Below are 13840 nucleotides of genomic sequence, written 5' to 3' on the forward strand. Positions count from 1 at the left end.
AGGTCACCGTGGGTGAGCGCACCGGGACGTGGCGCAGCTTGGTAGCGCACTTGACTGGGGGTCAAGGGGTCGCAGGTTCAAATCCTGTCGTCCCGACTTGTGAGAGTCGCAGGTCGAGGAGCCGTCGCAGAGCAATCTGCGGCGGCTCCTCGATCGTTTGCGGACCGGATCCGGTCACCCCCCGTCACCCCCCGAGACCTCCATCACTCCCCGACACCGCCGTCCCCCTCGTCCTTGTCGTCCGCCGAGGTGGGCCGGGGGAGGGGGATGCGGGTCTGGCCCTCGATCGGCGCCGGGGTGCGCTCGCCGAGCCGGTCCTCCAGCTCCCGAAGCCTGCTCCGGGTCTCCTCGGGCGTCATGCGGCGCCCCCGCCGTCCCGCCGCGTCGCCGATGCCACGGTCCGGGGGTCCTCGCCGGTGAGTTCGACGATGCGGTGCGGCGGAACCCCGGCGGCCGCGGCCCGCGCCAGCAGGGCGTCCCGCTCGCCCGCGCAGTCGCGATAGGCCAGCAGCTCCTCCTCCACGCGGGCGAGGGCAGCCGGTGCCAGCGCCAGGCGGAGCCGGTCGAGTTCCTCGTCACTCAACGGAACGGGCAGCCTCTCGGCCCCGTCGGGGATGGCGCCCGTCTCCTCCGGCGGCAGCAGCCGGACGCCCGCGGAGGCGGCGGTCACCTCGTGCGCGCCGAGCCAGGCGTGCACGGCGGGCGTCTCCAGGCACGCCAGGTCGCCGACAGCGGCGACGGATGCGCCCAGCGGGGTCGCCGGGTCGTCCACGAGGAACAGGTAGGCGTCGTCGGTCATGCTCGTCTCCTTCGCAGACGCGATGATCGTGTGCTGCATCACCTACCCCCTCCGGCGAGGAGCCACCGCCCGGCTCCGGTCAGCTTCGACGCGGCGCCGGTGCCGCGCACGCCGCCGTCCCGCCCGGCATCCGGTGCCGGTTGTCCGCCACCAGCCGGTAGACGGCGTGGGTGACCCACCGCACCGGGGGCAGCATGAGCAGGGCTCCGAGCGGCGCCCAGCCCCCGCCCGTGCGCAGCAGGATCTTCGCCACCGCGCGGGCACCGCCATACACCCGGCCCGTCGGGGTCACCCACAGGGCTTCGTGTGCGGCGCGCTCCGGCGTCACGCCCAGCGCCGCCAGATCCGCGAACTGCCAGGGGACGGTGTCGCAGTCGGGACGGAGGCGGCGTTCGACGAAGGACACGGACGACGTACAGAAGCCGCAGTCACCGTCGAAGACGAGCACCGGTCGAGTCCGCATGACTCCATCATGCCGAAACGACGCCGAACCCCCGCCGGTGAGATCGGGTGCGACGCGGAGGGGATGCCCGGCAGCTGAGGGGGCACACGTGCACACGGTGCTCGCAACACACGGCCATCGGCAGCACACGTGGGCGGGCGGACGACGGCAGATGACGACAGGACGCAGGGAGCGCAGTGATGAAAGTCCGCTCGTGGCCGATCCGACCGGACCTCCGGCTCACCGCCCAGGTGGTGGCCGGACGTTACCGGCTCGACGACCTGCTGGGCCGCGGCGGCGCGGCCGACGTGTACGAAGGCATGGACCTGCGCCTGCGGCGGCCGGTCGCGGTGAAGGTCTTCCGTCCGGACGGGGCCGCCGACACGGAGGAACGGTTCGACAGCGAGGGCCGGCTGCTCGCCCAGTTGCAGCACCCCGGCCTGATCACCGTGTACGACTGCGGGCGGGACGACGCGACGCCCTACCTGGTGATGGAACTGGTCAGGGGCACGACGCTGCGCCGGCGGATCACCGAGGCCCCGCTGGCGCCCGCCGCGGCATGCCGGATCGGCGCCGCGCTGGCCTCGGCGCTGGCGCATGTGCACCGGGCCGGAGTCGTCCACCGCGACGTCAAGCCCGCGAACATCCTGCTGGACGAGGAGGGCGCACCCCACCTCACGGACTTCGGCATCTCCCGGCTGCTCGGCACCACGGCCCACACCGTCACCGGCGCCCTGGTGGGGACCGCCGCCTACATGGCCCCGGAGCAGGTGCTGGGCCGGGGCGCCGGGCCGGCAGCGGACATCTACAGCCTGGGACTGGTGCTCATCGAGTGCATCAAGGGGGAACTGGAGTACGACGGGGCGCCGCTGGAGGCCGCGATCGCCCGTCTGCACCGGCCCCCGGTCATGCCGCCGGACATACCGGCGGCGCTCGCCGAACTGCTGGAAGCCATGACCGACGCGGACGAGAGCCGCCGGCCCGACGCCCCGGCCTGTGGGCGCGCGCTGGCCGCCTTCGCGTCCGAGGGACTCGCGGGAGCGGCCGACGCGCCCGCGGGACCCTCCGTGCTCGGGGCCGTGCCCGTGAGCGGTGGGGACGACGCCGACGAGGGGAACCCGGACACGCTGCGGTCGCACGGCTCGGGCGCGGGACTGCGGGTCGCCGGGGTCGAGGCCGCCGCCCCCGCCACCGGCGGGCCCGTACCGGCGCGATCTCCTTCCGGCCGTCCCGCCGCGCGCCGGGGCGGCCGGATGCTGCTGACCGCCGGAGCGGCCCTGACCGTCCTCGGCGTCGGACTGGCCGGTTCGGTGGGCGGACCGGCCGCCGAGGCGGAGAACGCCGCGGCCGGTCCGCCCCGCCCCGCCACGACCGAGCCGGCCGCACCGGGCGGGGACCGGCCGAGCCCGTCCCCGTCGGCCTCCCCGTCGGCCGCGGCCGCAGCCGTAGCCGACGCCGCCTCCTCCTCCGCATCAGCGCCGCGATCTCCTGCGCGCACCGGCGCCGAGGACGCGGCGATCGACGACGGTACGCCGGCGGCTCCCGTCGGCCGGGAGGCGCAGCGCGGCCATGCGGCCGACTCCGGAGCAGCCGGCCCGGCTCCCGAGAAGGCCAAGGCGCGGAAGGGGAAGGCGAAGCAGGCGAAGGGCAAGCACGCGCGGTGACACCGCTGTGGCTCGCTGGCGTGACACCGCCCTGACGGGGCACCTGACAGGCAACTCGCCGGCCCCTCTCGGGGCGGTGGCGGCCAGGGCGGCAAGCTCTGAACGGAGCGGTGGTGTCATGACGATCGGTGTACCCGCGAGCGGCTCGGCGTCGGGTCGGCGCGAGCACGGGACGTACGCCAGGGCCATGGCCCGTACACCGGTCGCCGTCTGGGAGGACGACCTCACCGACTGGGCGGCGGCGCTGACGTACTACGCGGTGCTGGCCGTCTTCCCGGCCCTGCTGGTGGTGGTCTTCTCCATCGCGCTGCTCGGCGCGGACTCCCCTCAGGAGGTCGTCGCGCAACTGGCCGTCTTCGTGCCGGAGGCGGCCCGTCCGATCCTCGAGCAGGCGCTGAGCAGCCCGCCGGGGGGCTCGTCGGGCCGCTGGCTGCTGCTCGTGGTGACCGGCGGAGCCGCGCTGTGGTCCGCCTCCAGTTACCTGGCCGTCTTCCGGCGGGCGCTGCACGCGATGCACGGCGTCGCCGACTGCCGCCCGGTGTGGCGGGCGTTCCCCGCCACCCTCCTCAGGGCGTTGACCGTGCTCGCCCTGCTGGTCAGCGGGGTGCTGACGCTGACGGCCGCCGAGTGGATCGCCCGAGCCATCGGCCAGGGCACGGGAACGGACCATCAGGCCGCCCTCGTGTGGGCCGGGTTGAAGTGGCCGCTGCTGTTCACGGTGGTCGTCGCCCTGGTCCTGCTCCTCTTCCGGTCCGGGCCGCCGGAGACCCGCGGACTGCGGCAGACCCTGCCCGGCGGAACACTGGCGGTGCTGCTCTGGCTGCTGGCCTCGGCGGGCTTCGCCTTCTACGCGTCGCACATCGCGTCGTACAACCGTCTCTACGGCTCCCTGGCGGGCGGAGTGGTGTTCCTGGTGTGGCTGTGGGTCTCCCATGTCGTGCTGCTGGCGGGCGCGCAGTTCAACGCCCTCCTGGTGAGTGGCGGGCGACCGGAGCCGCCCGATCCCTGCGCGTCGGGCGAGAGCGCGTAAAGCCCTCTTTTGTATAACGTCCCCCGTCCCGGGTACGCGGAGCGCGCGGCACGGGAATGGGGTGACGATCATGACGCTGTTCCGTGATCGTGGGCACGCCGGACGGGAGCTGGCCCGGGAGCTGCGCGGCCGGCACGAGCAGGATCCCGTCGTCCTCGCGCTTCCCCGGGGCGGGGTGACCGTGGCCCAGGAAGTGGCCCGCGCGCTGGACGCCCCGCTCGACGTGCTGGTCGCGCGCAAGATCGGCGCGCCCTTCCAGGAGGAGCTCGGTGTCGGCGCGATCTGCGGTGACGATCCCCCCGTCTTCGACGGCCGGTCCCTGAACCGGCTCGGTCTCACCCGGGCCGCGCTGGAACCGGTGGTGGCCCGTGAGCGCGCGGAACTGCACCGCCGCGAGGAGCTGTACCGGCACGGCCGCTCCGCCCTCGACCTGCGCGGGCGGACCGTGATCGTGGTCGACGACGGACTCGCCACCGGCGCCACCGCCCGGGCCGCGCTGCGCTGGATCCGGGGCCGGTCGCCCGCGCGCGTGCTGCTGGCGGTGCCGGTCGGCTCGCCCGAGGGCGTGCACCTGATGAGCCGGGAGGCCGACGAGGTCATCTGCCCGCACCGGCCGGCCGACTTCATGGCCGTCGGGCTCTGGTACGACGACTTCGCGCAGCTCACCGACGCCGATGTGCTGGCCGCGCTGCGCACGGGCGCCGAGGGCTGAGACCGCCGCGCGATGATAGAAGCGGACCATGACCTCTTCCTCCGTGCCCGGCATCGACACCCCCGACCGCCGCGGCCGCACCGGCCTCGACCGGGCCGGCCGGGACCTGACCGGCAACCCGCGCGTGAAGGTGCGGGACGTGAAGCTGCTCTCCAGCCACTGGTACGTCGAGCGGTCCACGACCTTCGACTTCCGGCACGCCGACGGCACCTGGAGCCGCCAGGAGCGCGAGACCCACGACCGCGGCAACGGCGCCACGATGCTCCTGTACGACGCCGTACGCGAAACGGTGCTGCTCACCCGGCAGTTCCGCTTCCCCGTGTACGTCAACGGCCACCCCGACGGGATGCTCGTGGAGACCCCGGGCGGACTGCTCGACGAGGACGACGAGCATCCCGAGATCGCCGTGCGGCGCGAGGTGGTGGAGGAGACCGGCCACACCATCGGCGCCGTACAGCATGTGTTCGACGTCTATATGAGCCCCGGCTCGGTCACCGAACGGGTGAGCTTCTACGCGGCCGAGTACGGGCCGTCCACCCGCACCCACGAGGGCGGCGGCCTGGGCGAGGAGGGCGAGGACATCGAGATCCTCGAACTGCCCTTCCGGCAGGCCCTGGAGATGATCCGAAGCGGGGAGATCGCCGACGCCAAGACGATCATGCTGCTCCAATGGGCGGCGCTGGAGGGCCCGTTCGCCAAGTAGGCGGCCACGCGCTTGACTTGAAGTGCACTTCAAGCTGAAGACTCCCCCTCGTACACCACCCACGGGAGGGAACCCGGCATGAAGTACCGCACCATCGGCACCGACCCGCTGCACCGCCGCGAGGTCAGCGTCCTCGCGCTCGGCGCGATGCTGTTCGGCTCGTACACCGACGAGGAGACGTCCTTCGCCGTACTCGACCGCTATGTCGAGGCCGGCGGGAACTTCATCGACACGTCCGACAACTACGCCTTCTGGGCGGACGGGGGCCAGGGCGGCCAGAGCGAGGAACTGCTCGGCCGGTGGCGGCGCAGCCGGGGAATCGGTGACGAGATCGTCATCGCCACCAAGCTCGGCGCCCGCCCCCTGGCCCCCGGCACCGGCTACGTCGACAACCCGGAGGGCCTGTCCGCGAAGGTCATCCGGGAAGCCGCCGAACGCAGCCGGGAACGGCTCGGGGTGGAGAAGATCGACCTCCTCTACGCCCACATCGAGGACCGGAAGGTGCCGCTCGCCGAGACCGTGGAGGGGTTCGCCGAGCTGGTCGCCGAGGGCACCGTCGGACTGCTGGGCGTCAGCAACCACGCCGTGTGGCGGGTGGAACGGGCCCGCGCGCTGGCCGCCGCGGCCGGACTGCCCGGCTACCAGGTGCTCCAGTACCAGCACAGCCTGCTGCGCCCGCGCTTCGACGTGCCGAGCGACCTCTTCCCCGACGGCAGCCTCGGCCACGCGGGGCCCGAGCTCCTGAGCTACCTGCGCGCCGAGCCCGACCTCGCCCTGGTCGCCTACTCACCGCTGCTCGCCGGCGCCTACACCCGCGAGGACAAGCCGCTGCCGGCGGACTACGACCACCCCGGCACCCCGGCCCGCCTCCAGGTGCTGCGGGAGGTCGCCCGGGAGACCGGCGCGACCGTCAACCAGGTCGTCCTGGCCTGGCAGATCGGCGGCGACCTGCCGCTGATCCCGCTGGCCGGGGCGTCCTCGGTGGCCCAGCTGGAGGAGAACCTGGCGGCGCTGGACCTGGAGCTGACGGGGGAGCAGCGGGCCCGGCTGGACGCCGCCCACTGACCTGGACCGGAGGGGGACCCGCTGTCAGACCTACTTTGTACTTACATTCGGACCTGCTTGTGAAATGATGTCTTAACAAAGTATTGACAGCGGGCCCATCAGGGGATTGGATCCGGGACCAACGCACCAGCCGCGTTTCTTTCCCGTCGTTCCCCCGTCGCACAGTGAGGTGCAGGAAAGATGGACCGCTCTTCGCACTCCCGCTCCCGCAGAACGGCCTCCCTGGTGGCCCTGGCCGCTGCGGCAGCACTGACCCTCGCAGGCTGCTCCAGCGGCTCCGGCGGCAAGAAGGCCGAGGAAAGCGCGGACGGCGCCTCCGCGGGCAAGGCCGACACCCCGCGCATGACCGTCGCCCTGGTCACCCACCAGTCGCCGGGCGACACCTTCTGGGACATCGTCCGCAAGGGTGCCGAGGCCGCCGCCGCCAAGGACAACATCAAGCTCATCTACTCGGCCGACCCCAGCGCGGGCGTCCAGGCCAACCTCGTGCAGAACGCCGTCGACCAGAAGGTCGACGGCATCGCCGTCACCCTCGCCAAGCCGGACGCCCTCAAGGACGTCATAGCCAAGGCGAAGGCCGCGAACATACCCGTCGTCGGCCTCAACTCCGGTGTCAGCGAGTGGCAGGAACTCGGCCTGATGGAGTTCTTCGGCCAGGACGAGACGGTCGCCGGCGAGGCGCTCGGCAAGCGGCTCAACGAGGCCGGCGCCAAGAAGGCCGTCTGCGTCATCCAGGAACAGGGCAACATCGGCCTCACCCAGCGCTGCGACGGCGTCGAGAAGACCTTCTCCGGCACGGTCGAGACGCTCAACGTCAACGGCACCGACATGCCGTCCGTGAAGTCGACGATCACCGCCAAACTCGCCGAGGACAAGGCCATCGACCACGTGGTCACCCTCGGCGCCCCCTTCGCGCTCACCGCGGCGCAGTCCGTGGCGGAGTCGGGCAGCTCCGCCAAGGTCGCCACCTTCGACCTCAACAAGGACCTGACCGGAGCCATCAGCAAGGGCACCATCGAGTTCGCCGTCGACCAGCAGCCCTACCTCCAGGGCTACCTGGCCATCGACTCGCTGTGGCTCTACAAGAACAACGGCAACTACATGGGCGGCGGTGAGCAGCCGGTGCTGACCGGCCCGGCCTTCGTCGACAAGTCCAATGTCGAGGCGGTAGCCGGGTTCGCCGCGAAGGGCACCCGGTGATCGGTATGACCCAGCAGGCTGAGCCGGCGGTGACCTCACCGCCGGCCCCCGGCCCCAAGGGCGGCGACGGGCGGACCGCCGAGCGCCCGCTCGCGCTCCGGCTCCTCGCCCGGCCCGAAGTGGGCGTCTTCCTGGGCGCCGTGGCGGTGCTGGTCTTCTTCCTCGTCACCGCCCCGCCGGTGCGCGACGGCAGCTCGATGGCCAACATCCTGTACCAGTCGTCGACCATCGGGATCATGGCGCTGCCCGTGGCCCTGCTGATGATCGGCGGCGAGTTCGACCTGTCGGCCGGTGTCGCGGTGATCGCCTCGGCGCTGACCGCCAGCATGATCAGCTACCAGCTGACCATGAACGTCTGGGTCGGGGTGATCGTGGCCCTGGTCGTGTCGCTCGCGATCGGGTTCTTCAACGGCTGGATGCTGGTCAGAACCGGCCTGCCGAGCTTCCTGGTGACCCTCGGCACCTTCCTGATCCTCCAGGGCGCGAACCTCGCCGTCACCAAGCTGATCACCGGCAACGTCGCCACCGACGACATCAGCACCATGGACGGATTCGACCAGGCCAAGGCCCTGTTCGCGTCCTCCTTCGACGTCGGCGGCGTCCAGGTGAAGATCACCATCGTGTGGTGGCTGGTCTTCGCCGCGCTCGCCACCTGGGTGCTGCTGCGCACCAAGTACGGCAACTGGGTCTTCGCCGTCGGCGGCAGCAAGGATTCCGCCCGGGCCGTCGGCGTGCCGGTGACGTTCACCAAGATCTCGCTGTTCATGCTGGTCGGCTTCGGCGCCTGGTTCGTCGGCATGCACCAGCTGTTCTCCTTCAACACCGTGCAGTCCGGCGAAGGCGTCGGCCAGGAGCTCATCTACATCGCCGCGGCGGTCATCGGCGGCTGTCTGCTGACCGGCGGCTACGGCTCGGCGATCGGCCCGGTCTTCGGCGCGTTCATGTTCGGCATGGTCCAGCAGGGCATCGTGTACGCCGGCTGGAACCCGGACTGGTTCAAGGCGTTCCTGGGCGTGATGCTCCTCGGCGCCACGCTCATCAATCTGTGGGTCCGCCGCACGGCGACCCGGAGGTGACCGCAATGACGACCCCGCACGGAGCCATCCTCACCGACCCGGCCCCCGAGGAGGACCGGCCGATCGTCGAACTGCGCGGCGCCGGCAAGTCCTACGGCAACATCCGCGCCCTGCACGGGGTGAGCCTCGCCGTCCACCCCGGCAAGGTGACCTGCGTGCTCGGCGACAACGGCGCCGGCAAGTCCACCCTCATCAAGATCGTCTCGGGTCTGCACCAGCACACCGAGGGCGAGTTCCTCGTCGACGGCGAACCGGTCCGCTTCAGCACCCCCCGCGAGGCCCTCGACCGCGGTATCGCCACCGTCTACCAGGACCTGGCGACCGTCCCGCTGATGCCGGTCTGGCGCAACTTCTTCCTCGGCTCCGAGCTGACCAAGGGCCCCTGGCCGGTCCGCCGCCTCGACATCGCCGCCATGAAACGCACCGCCGATCACCAACTGCGCGAGATGGGCATCGTCCTCGACGACCTGGAACAGCCCATCGGCACCCTCTCCGGCGGCCAGCGCCAGTGCGTGGCCATCGCCCGCGCCGTCCACTTCGGCGCCCGCGTCCTCATCCTGGACGAGCCCACCGCCGCCCTCGGCGTCAAGCAGTCCGGAGTGGTCCTCAAGTACATCGCCGCCGCCCGCGACCGCGGCCTCGGCGTCATCTTCATCACCCACAATCCCCACCACGCCTATATGGTCGGCGACCACTTCAGCGTGCTGCGGCTCGGCACCCTGGAGCTGTCCGCCGACCGCGACCGGGTGAGCCTGGAGGAACTCACCAACCACATGGCCGGCGGCGCCGAACTCGCCGCCCTCAAGCACGAGCTGTCCCAGGTGCGGGGCGTCGACGTCGAAAAGCTCCCCGAGGCGGCGGACCTCACCGCACCGGTGGCCGGCACCCCCGAAGGAAAGGCGTGAACATGGCGGCACTCGACCGCATCCGGGTCGGCTCGGCCCCCGACTCCTGGGGCGTGTGGTTCCCCGACGACCCCCGGCAGGTGCCCTGGCAGCGCTTCCTGGACGAGGTCGCCGAGGCCGGATACGAGTGGATCGAGCTCGGCCCGTACGGCTATCTCCCCACCGACCCGGCCCGGCTCACCGACGAGGTCGCCCGCCGGAACCTCACGGTGTCCGCCGGCACGGTCTTCACCGGCCTGCACCGCGGCCCGTCCGTGTGGGAGTCCACCTGGGAACACGTCAGCCAGGTCGCCGCGCTCACCCGGGCCATGGGCGCCCGCCACCTCGTGGTCATCCCCTCCTTCTGGCGCGACGACAAGACCGCCGAGATCCTGGAACCGCCGGAGCTGACCGGCGAGCAGTGGGCCCACCTCACCAAGGGCATGGAACGGCTCGGGCACGAGGTCAAGGAGGCCTACGGCCTCGACATCGTCGTCCACCCGCACGCCGACACCCACCTCGACACCGAGGACCACGTGGAGCGCTTCCTCGACTCCACCGACGCCGAGCTGGTCAACCTCTGCCTGGACACCGGGCACTACGCCTACTGCGGCGGCGACAGCGTCAAGCTGATCGAGACCTATGGCGAGCGCATCGGCTATCTGCACCTCAAGCAGGTCGACCCGGAGATCCTCGCGGACGTGGTGCGCGACGAGATCCCGTTCGGGCCCGCCGTACAGCGCGGCGTGATGTGCGAACCGCCCGCCGGGGTCCCGGACCTCGAACCGGTGCTGGTGGCCGCGCAGCGGCTCGGGGTCGAGCTGTTCGCCATCGTCGAGCAGGACATGTACCCCTGCGCACCGGACCGGCCGCTGCCGATCGCGGTGCGCACCCGGAAGTTCCTGAGGTCCTGCGGTGCCTGAGCACGCACCGCTCGGCGTAGCCGTCATCGGTACCGGCCGCATGGGCGCCGACCACGTCCGCCGTATCCAGGAAGTGATCAGCGGGGCCCGCGTCACCGCCGTGGTGGACGTCGACGCGGAGCGCGCCGAGGCCGTGGCCGCCCGCGCCGGCGGCTGCGCCGTGCACACCGACCCCGCCGAGGCGATGGCGTCGGCGGACGTCGACGCCGTCCTCGTCGCCTCGCCCGGCCCGGCCCACGAGGCCGCGCTCATGGCCGCCTTCGCGCACGACCTGCCCGTGCTGTGCGAGAAGCCCCTCACCCCCGACGCGGCCTCCGCGCTGCGCCTCGTCGAGGCCGAACAGGCCCTCGGCCGGCGCCGCGTCCAGGTCGGGTTCATGCGCCGCTACGACCCCGAGTACGCGCGGCTCAAGGCGCTGCTGGAGACCGGGCGCCTGGGCCGTCCGCTGATGCTGCACAACCGGCACCGCAATGTCGCGAGCCCGGACTTCTTCACCTCCGAGATGCTCGTCACCGACTCCGTCGCCCACGAGGTGGACGTCACGCGCTGGCTGCTCGGCCACGAGATCACGGCGGTCACGGTGCACCGCCCCGCGCCCTCCGCCGGCGCCCCCGAGGGGCTGGCCGACCCGCAGTTCGTCGTCCTGGAGACCGCGGGCGGCGCGCTGTCGGACGTGGAGATCTTCGTCAACTGCGGATTCGGCTACCAGGTGCAGGCCGAGGTGGTCTGCGAAGGCGGCACCGCCCGCATCGGTGACGCCCACGACCTGGTCACCGCCGCGGCGGGCCGCTGGGGCGGCAGCATCGCCCAGGACTGGACCGAGCGATTCGCGGACGCCTACGACCGGGAGATCCAGGCCTGGGTCGACGCCACCCGGCGGGGCGAGGTCACCGGGCCGGGCAGCTGGGACGGCTATGCGGCGGCCGCCGTCTGCGAGGCGGGGACCCGGGCGCTGCGCGAGGGCGGCCGGGTGACGGTGGAGCTGGCCGAGCGGCCCGCGCTGTACGGCTGAGCGGCGCTCGGCGGGCCGTTGTCAGTGCCGCGCGCTAGCGTGCACAGCAGTGACCGTTCCCGCTCCGGGAGGCTTGTGATGGCTTCGCGACTCAACCCCTACCTCACCTTCGCCGGCGACGCCCGGCAGGCCATGGAGTTCTACCAGGAGGTCTTCGGCGGCACCCTGGACCTCAATTCGTACGGCGACCTCGGGCAGACGGACGCCCCCATGGCCGACAAGATCATGCACGGCATGCTGGAGACCCCGGGCGGGTTCACCCTGATGGGCGCCGACAACCCGCCCGGGACAGAGAAGCACACCGAGAACAACTTCTCCGTGAGCCTGAGCGGCGACGACGAGGCCGAGCTGCGTGGCTACTGGGAGAAGCTGTCCGAGGGCGGGCAGGTGGCGGTGCCGCTGGAGAAGCAGATGTGGGGCGATGTCTTCGGCATGTGCACCGACCGCTTCGGCGTGCCGTGGATGGTCAACATCAGCGGTTCCCAGGGCTGACCGCCGTCGCCCGGCCCGCTCACGCCTGCCGTATCTCCGCGACGGTGACGGGGCGGTGCTCGTGCAGTGACCGGGTGCACGCCTCGGCGATCCAGCCGGCCTCCAGGGCGTCCGCGACCGTGCACGGGGAGGTCCGGGTGCCGGCCACGACCTCGGTGAACGCGGTGAGTTCGGCGCGGTAGGCCGCGGCGAAGCGGTCCATGAAGAAGTCGTGCGGGGTGCCCGCGGGGAAGGCGGTCCCCGGCTCGACCGAGCGCAGCGGCAGCTTGTCCTCCAGGCCGACGGCGATGGAGTCCCGGAAGCCGTGCAGCTCCATCCGGACGTCGTAACCCCGGCCGTTGTGGCGGGAGTTGGAGACCACCGCCAGGGTGCCGTCGCCCAGGGTGAGGATCGCGGACGTGGTGTCGGCGTCGCCCGCCCGCGCGATGTAGTCGGCGCCCCGGTTGCCGCCCACCGCGTACACCTCGCTGACCTCGCGTCCCGTCACCCAGCGGATGATGTCGAAGTCGTGGACCGAGCAGTCCCGGAAGATGCCCCCGGAGGCGGCGATGTACCCGGCGGGCGGCGGCGCCGGGTCCAGCGTGGTCGACCGCACGGTGTGCAGCGTGCCCAGCTCGCCGCCCCGCACGGCGGCCCGCGCGGCGACGAAACCGGCGTCGAAGCGGCGGTTGTAGCCGATCTGGATCGGCACGCCCGCGCCCTCCACGGCCCGCAGGACCTGTACCCCCTCGGGCATGGTGCGGGCGACGGGCTTCTCGCAGAAGACGGGGACACCTGCCTTCACCCCGGCCAGGATCAGCGCGGGATGGGCGTCCGTGGCCGCCGCGACGACGATGCCGTCCACCCCGGCGGACAGCAGGGCCTCGGGCGAGTCCACCACCTCGCCGCCGAACCGCTCGGCGGCGGACTTGGCGGCGTCCGCGACGGGGTCGGTGAGGACGAGGGAGTCGACGGCGTCGAGTCCGGAGAGGGTCTCGGCGTGGAAGGCGCCGATGCGGCCGAGGCCGAGGATTCCGATGCGCATGGTGGTGCAGCTCCTGGGGTGAGGGGGTCAGTCGAGGCCGCCGAGTACGTTCTGGTCCCACTCGATCACCGATCCGGTGACCACTCCGGAGCGCTCCGAGAGCAGGAACACCACGAAGTCGGCGATCTCGTCGGGCCGGCCGAGCCTGCCCATCGGCAGCCGGGCGGCGGCCCGTTCGCGCCAGTCGTCCCCGGCGCCGTGGAAGGTCCGCTGGGTCGCGTCCTCGCCCTCGGTCTCGGTCCAGCCGATATTCAGGCCGTTGATCCGGATCCGGTCGAAGCGGTGCGCGTGGGCGGCGTTGCGGGTCAGGCCGATCAACCCGGCCTTGGCGGCGACGTACGGCGCGAGGAAGGGCTGTCCGCCGTGCGCCGAGGAGGTGATGACGTTGACGATCGAGCCCGGCGCCCCGCGGGCCACCATGTCGGCGACCGCGGCCTGCATGGCGAAGAAGGGCGCCCTGAGGTTGACGGCGATGTGCTGGTCGAACAGCTCGGGCGTGGTGTCCAGCAGGGTGCCCCGGGAGGTCAGCCCCGCCGCGTTCACCAGGCAGTCGATCCGGCCCCGGGCCGCCACGACCTCGGCGACGGCGCCCCTGGACCGCTCGGCGTCCGCCAGGTCGGCCCGAAGGAACAGCGCCTCGGCGCCGGCGGCCGTCAGCTCCGCCACCAGTGCCTCGCCCGGTTCAGGGCGCCGGCCCGTGACGGCCACGACCGCCCCCTCGCGGGCCGCGGCCCGTGCGACGGCGGCGCCGACGCCCTGGGTGCCGCCGTTGACGAGGACCACCTTGTCGTCGAGAAGTCCCATGGCGTTACTG

General features: G+C 72.2%; 16 protein-coding genes and 1 tRNA gene. 12 read left to right on the forward strand and 5 right to left on the reverse strand.

The features are described from left to right. The first annotated feature begins 22 nt into the window (after nt 1–22). A tRNA-Pro gene (locus ACWD11_RS25505) sits at nt 23–96 on the forward strand. Between the two features lie 107 nt (nt 97–203). Here the strand turns inward: ACWD11_RS25505 and ACWD11_RS25510 are convergent. From ACWD11_RS25510 to ACWD11_RS25520, 3 genes are all read right to left on the reverse strand, one after another. Beyond that, nucleotides 204–359, reverse strand: coding sequence for a hypothetical protein (locus tag ACWD11_RS25510; RefSeq protein ID WP_451285719.1), 156 nt, complete (start codon nt 357–359; stop codon nt 204–206). Beyond that, the gene (locus ACWD11_RS25515) at nt 356–799 is read right to left on the reverse strand and encodes a DUF6003 family protein (RefSeq protein ID WP_389419041.1); all 444 of its coding nucleotides are present in this window, start codon (nt 797–799) and stop codon (nt 356–358) included. Before ACWD11_RS25515 ends, ACWD11_RS25510 begins: the two co-directional genes overlap by 4 nt. Before the next feature lie 79 nt (nt 800–878). Then, on the reverse strand, nt 879–1262 hold the full coding sequence (locus ACWD11_RS25520; protein ID WP_389419040.1) for a thiol-disulfide oxidoreductase DCC family protein: 384 nt from the start codon (nt 1260–1262) through the stop codon (nt 879–881). A 179-nt stretch (nt 1263–1441) separates the two neighbouring features. On the opposite strand from ACWD11_RS25520, the gene ACWD11_RS25525 reads away from it, so the two are divergent. The 11 genes from ACWD11_RS25525 to ACWD11_RS25575 all read left to right on the forward strand — a co-directional run bounded on the left by ACWD11_RS25525 (nt 1442) and on the right by ACWD11_RS25575 (nt 12002). Next, on the forward strand, nt 1442–2905 hold the full coding sequence (locus tag ACWD11_RS25525) for a serine/threonine-protein kinase (RefSeq protein ID WP_451285721.1): 1464 nt from the start codon (nt 1442–1444) through the stop codon (nt 2903–2905). 118 nt (nt 2906–3023) lie between these two features. After that, nucleotides 3024–3935: a YihY/virulence factor BrkB family protein gene (locus tag ACWD11_RS25530; protein WP_451285723.1), complete on the forward strand. Its 912-nt coding sequence runs from the start codon at nt 3024–3026 to the stop codon at nt 3933–3935. Between the two features lie 70 nt (nt 3936–4005). Next, entirely contained in the window at nt 4006–4647 is a 642-nt protein-coding gene (locus tag ACWD11_RS25535) for a phosphoribosyltransferase (protein ID WP_451285725.1), read from the forward strand. A gap of 28 nt (nt 4648–4675) precedes the next feature. Continuing rightward, nucleotides 4676–5350, forward strand: a complete 675-nt coding sequence (locus tag ACWD11_RS25540) for an NUDIX domain-containing protein (RefSeq protein ID WP_451285727.1) — start codon at nt 4676–4678, stop codon at nt 5348–5350. Between the two features lie 78 nt (nt 5351–5428). Next, the gene (locus tag ACWD11_RS25545) at nt 5429–6415 is read left to right on the forward strand and encodes an aldo/keto reductase (RefSeq protein ID WP_451285729.1); all 987 of its coding nucleotides are present in this window, start codon (nt 5429–5431) and stop codon (nt 6413–6415) included. A gap of 180 nt (nt 6416–6595) precedes the next feature. Continuing rightward, nucleotides 6596–7615 carry a sugar ABC transporter substrate-binding protein gene (locus ACWD11_RS25550; protein ID WP_389419034.1) on the forward strand — a complete coding sequence of 340 codons (1020 nt, stop codon included), beginning with the start codon at nt 6596–6598 and terminating at the stop codon, nt 7613–7615. Next, nucleotides 7615–8691, forward strand: coding sequence for an ABC transporter permease (locus ACWD11_RS25555; RefSeq protein ID WP_451285775.1), 1077 nt, complete (start codon nt 7615–7617; stop codon nt 8689–8691). Before ACWD11_RS25550 ends, ACWD11_RS25555 begins: the two co-directional genes overlap by 1 nt. A 5-nt stretch (nt 8692–8696) precedes the next feature. Beyond that, nucleotides 8697–9596 carry an ATP-binding cassette domain-containing protein gene (locus ACWD11_RS25560; RefSeq protein WP_451285731.1) on the forward strand — a complete coding sequence of 300 codons (900 nt, stop codon included), beginning with the start codon at nt 8697–8699 and terminating at the stop codon, nt 9594–9596. Nucleotides 9597–9598: 2 nt separating this feature from the next. Next, the gene (locus tag ACWD11_RS25565) at nt 9599–10498 is read left to right on the forward strand and encodes a sugar phosphate isomerase/epimerase family protein (protein WP_389419032.1); all 900 of its coding nucleotides are present in this window, start codon (nt 9599–9601) and stop codon (nt 10496–10498) included. Then, on the forward strand, nt 10491–11510 hold the full coding sequence (locus ACWD11_RS25570) for a Gfo/Idh/MocA family protein (protein WP_451285733.1): 1020 nt from the start codon (nt 10491–10493) through the stop codon (nt 11508–11510). The genes ACWD11_RS25565 and ACWD11_RS25570 overlap by 8 nt, the downstream gene beginning before the upstream one ends. Before the next feature lie 78 nt (nt 11511–11588). Next, nucleotides 11589–12002 carry a VOC family protein gene (locus ACWD11_RS25575; protein WP_389419030.1) on the forward strand — a complete coding sequence of 138 codons (414 nt, stop codon included), beginning with the start codon at nt 11589–11591 and terminating at the stop codon, nt 12000–12002. A gap of 19 nt (nt 12003–12021) precedes the next feature. Here ACWD11_RS25575 and ACWD11_RS25580 read toward each other — a convergent pair whose 3' ends face one another. Together ACWD11_RS25580 and ACWD11_RS25585 are read right to left on the reverse strand one after the other, a co-directional pair. Beyond that, a complete protein-coding gene (locus ACWD11_RS25580) occupies nt 12022–13026 on the reverse strand; it encodes a Gfo/Idh/MocA family protein (protein WP_451285735.1) in 1005 nt (334 codons plus the stop codon). A 27-nt stretch (nt 13027–13053) separates the two neighbouring features. Next, entirely contained in the window at nt 13054–13830 is a 777-nt protein-coding gene (locus tag ACWD11_RS25585; protein WP_451285737.1) for an SDR family oxidoreductase, read from the reverse strand. Between the last annotated feature and the right edge of the window lie 10 nt (nt 13831–13840).

It is taken from the genome of Streptomyces sp. NPDC002776 (genome assembly GCF_053592195.1).

Bases quoted from the DNA above. Each gene is read 5' to 3' on its own strand.
- ACWD11_RS25535 (WP_451285725.1), top strand. From the start codon at position 4,006: ATGACGCTGTTCCGTGATCGTGGGCACGCCGGACGGGAGCTGGCCCGG.
- ACWD11_RS25565 (WP_389419032.1), top strand. From the start codon at position 9,599: ATGGCGGCACTCGACCGCATCCGGGTCGGCTCGGCCCCCGACTCCTGG.
- ACWD11_RS25580 (WP_451285735.1), bottom strand. From the start codon at position 13,026: ATGCGCATCGGAATCCTCGGCCTCGGCCGCATCGGCGCCTTCCACGCC.
- ACWD11_RS25515 (WP_389419041.1), bottom strand. From the start codon at position 799: ATGACCGACGACGCCTACCTGTTCCTCGTGGACGACCCGGCGACCCCG.
- ACWD11_RS25585 (WP_451285737.1), bottom strand. From the start codon at position 13,830: ATGGGACTTCTCGACGACAAGGTGGTCCTCGTCAACGGCGGCACCCAG.
- ACWD11_RS25560 (WP_451285731.1), top strand. From the start codon at position 8,697: ATGACGACCCCGCACGGAGCCATCCTCACCGACCCGGCCCCCGAGGAG.
- ACWD11_RS25545 (WP_451285729.1), top strand. From the start codon at position 5,429: ATGAAGTACCGCACCATCGGCACCGACCCGCTGCACCGCCGCGAGGTC.
- ACWD11_RS25530 (WP_451285723.1), top strand. From the start codon at position 3,024: ATGACGATCGGTGTACCCGCGAGCGGCTCGGCGTCGGGTCGGCGCGAG.
- ACWD11_RS25540 (WP_451285727.1), top strand. From the start codon at position 4,676: ATGACCTCTTCCTCCGTGCCCGGCATCGACACCCCCGACCGCCGCGGC.
- ACWD11_RS25550 (WP_389419034.1), top strand. From the start codon at position 6,596: ATGGACCGCTCTTCGCACTCCCGCTCCCGCAGAACGGCCTCCCTGGTG.
- ACWD11_RS25575 (WP_389419030.1), top strand. From the start codon at position 11,589: ATGGCTTCGCGACTCAACCCCTACCTCACCTTCGCCGGCGACGCCCGG.
- ACWD11_RS25510 (WP_451285719.1), bottom strand. From the start codon at position 359: ATGACGCCCGAGGAGACCCGGAGCAGGCTTCGGGAGCTGGAGGACCGG.
- ACWD11_RS25520 (WP_389419040.1), bottom strand. From the start codon at position 1,262: ATGCGGACTCGACCGGTGCTCGTCTTCGACGGTGACTGCGGCTTCTGT.
- ACWD11_RS25525 (WP_451285721.1), top strand. From the start codon at position 1,442: ATGAAAGTCCGCTCGTGGCCGATCCGACCGGACCTCCGGCTCACCGCC.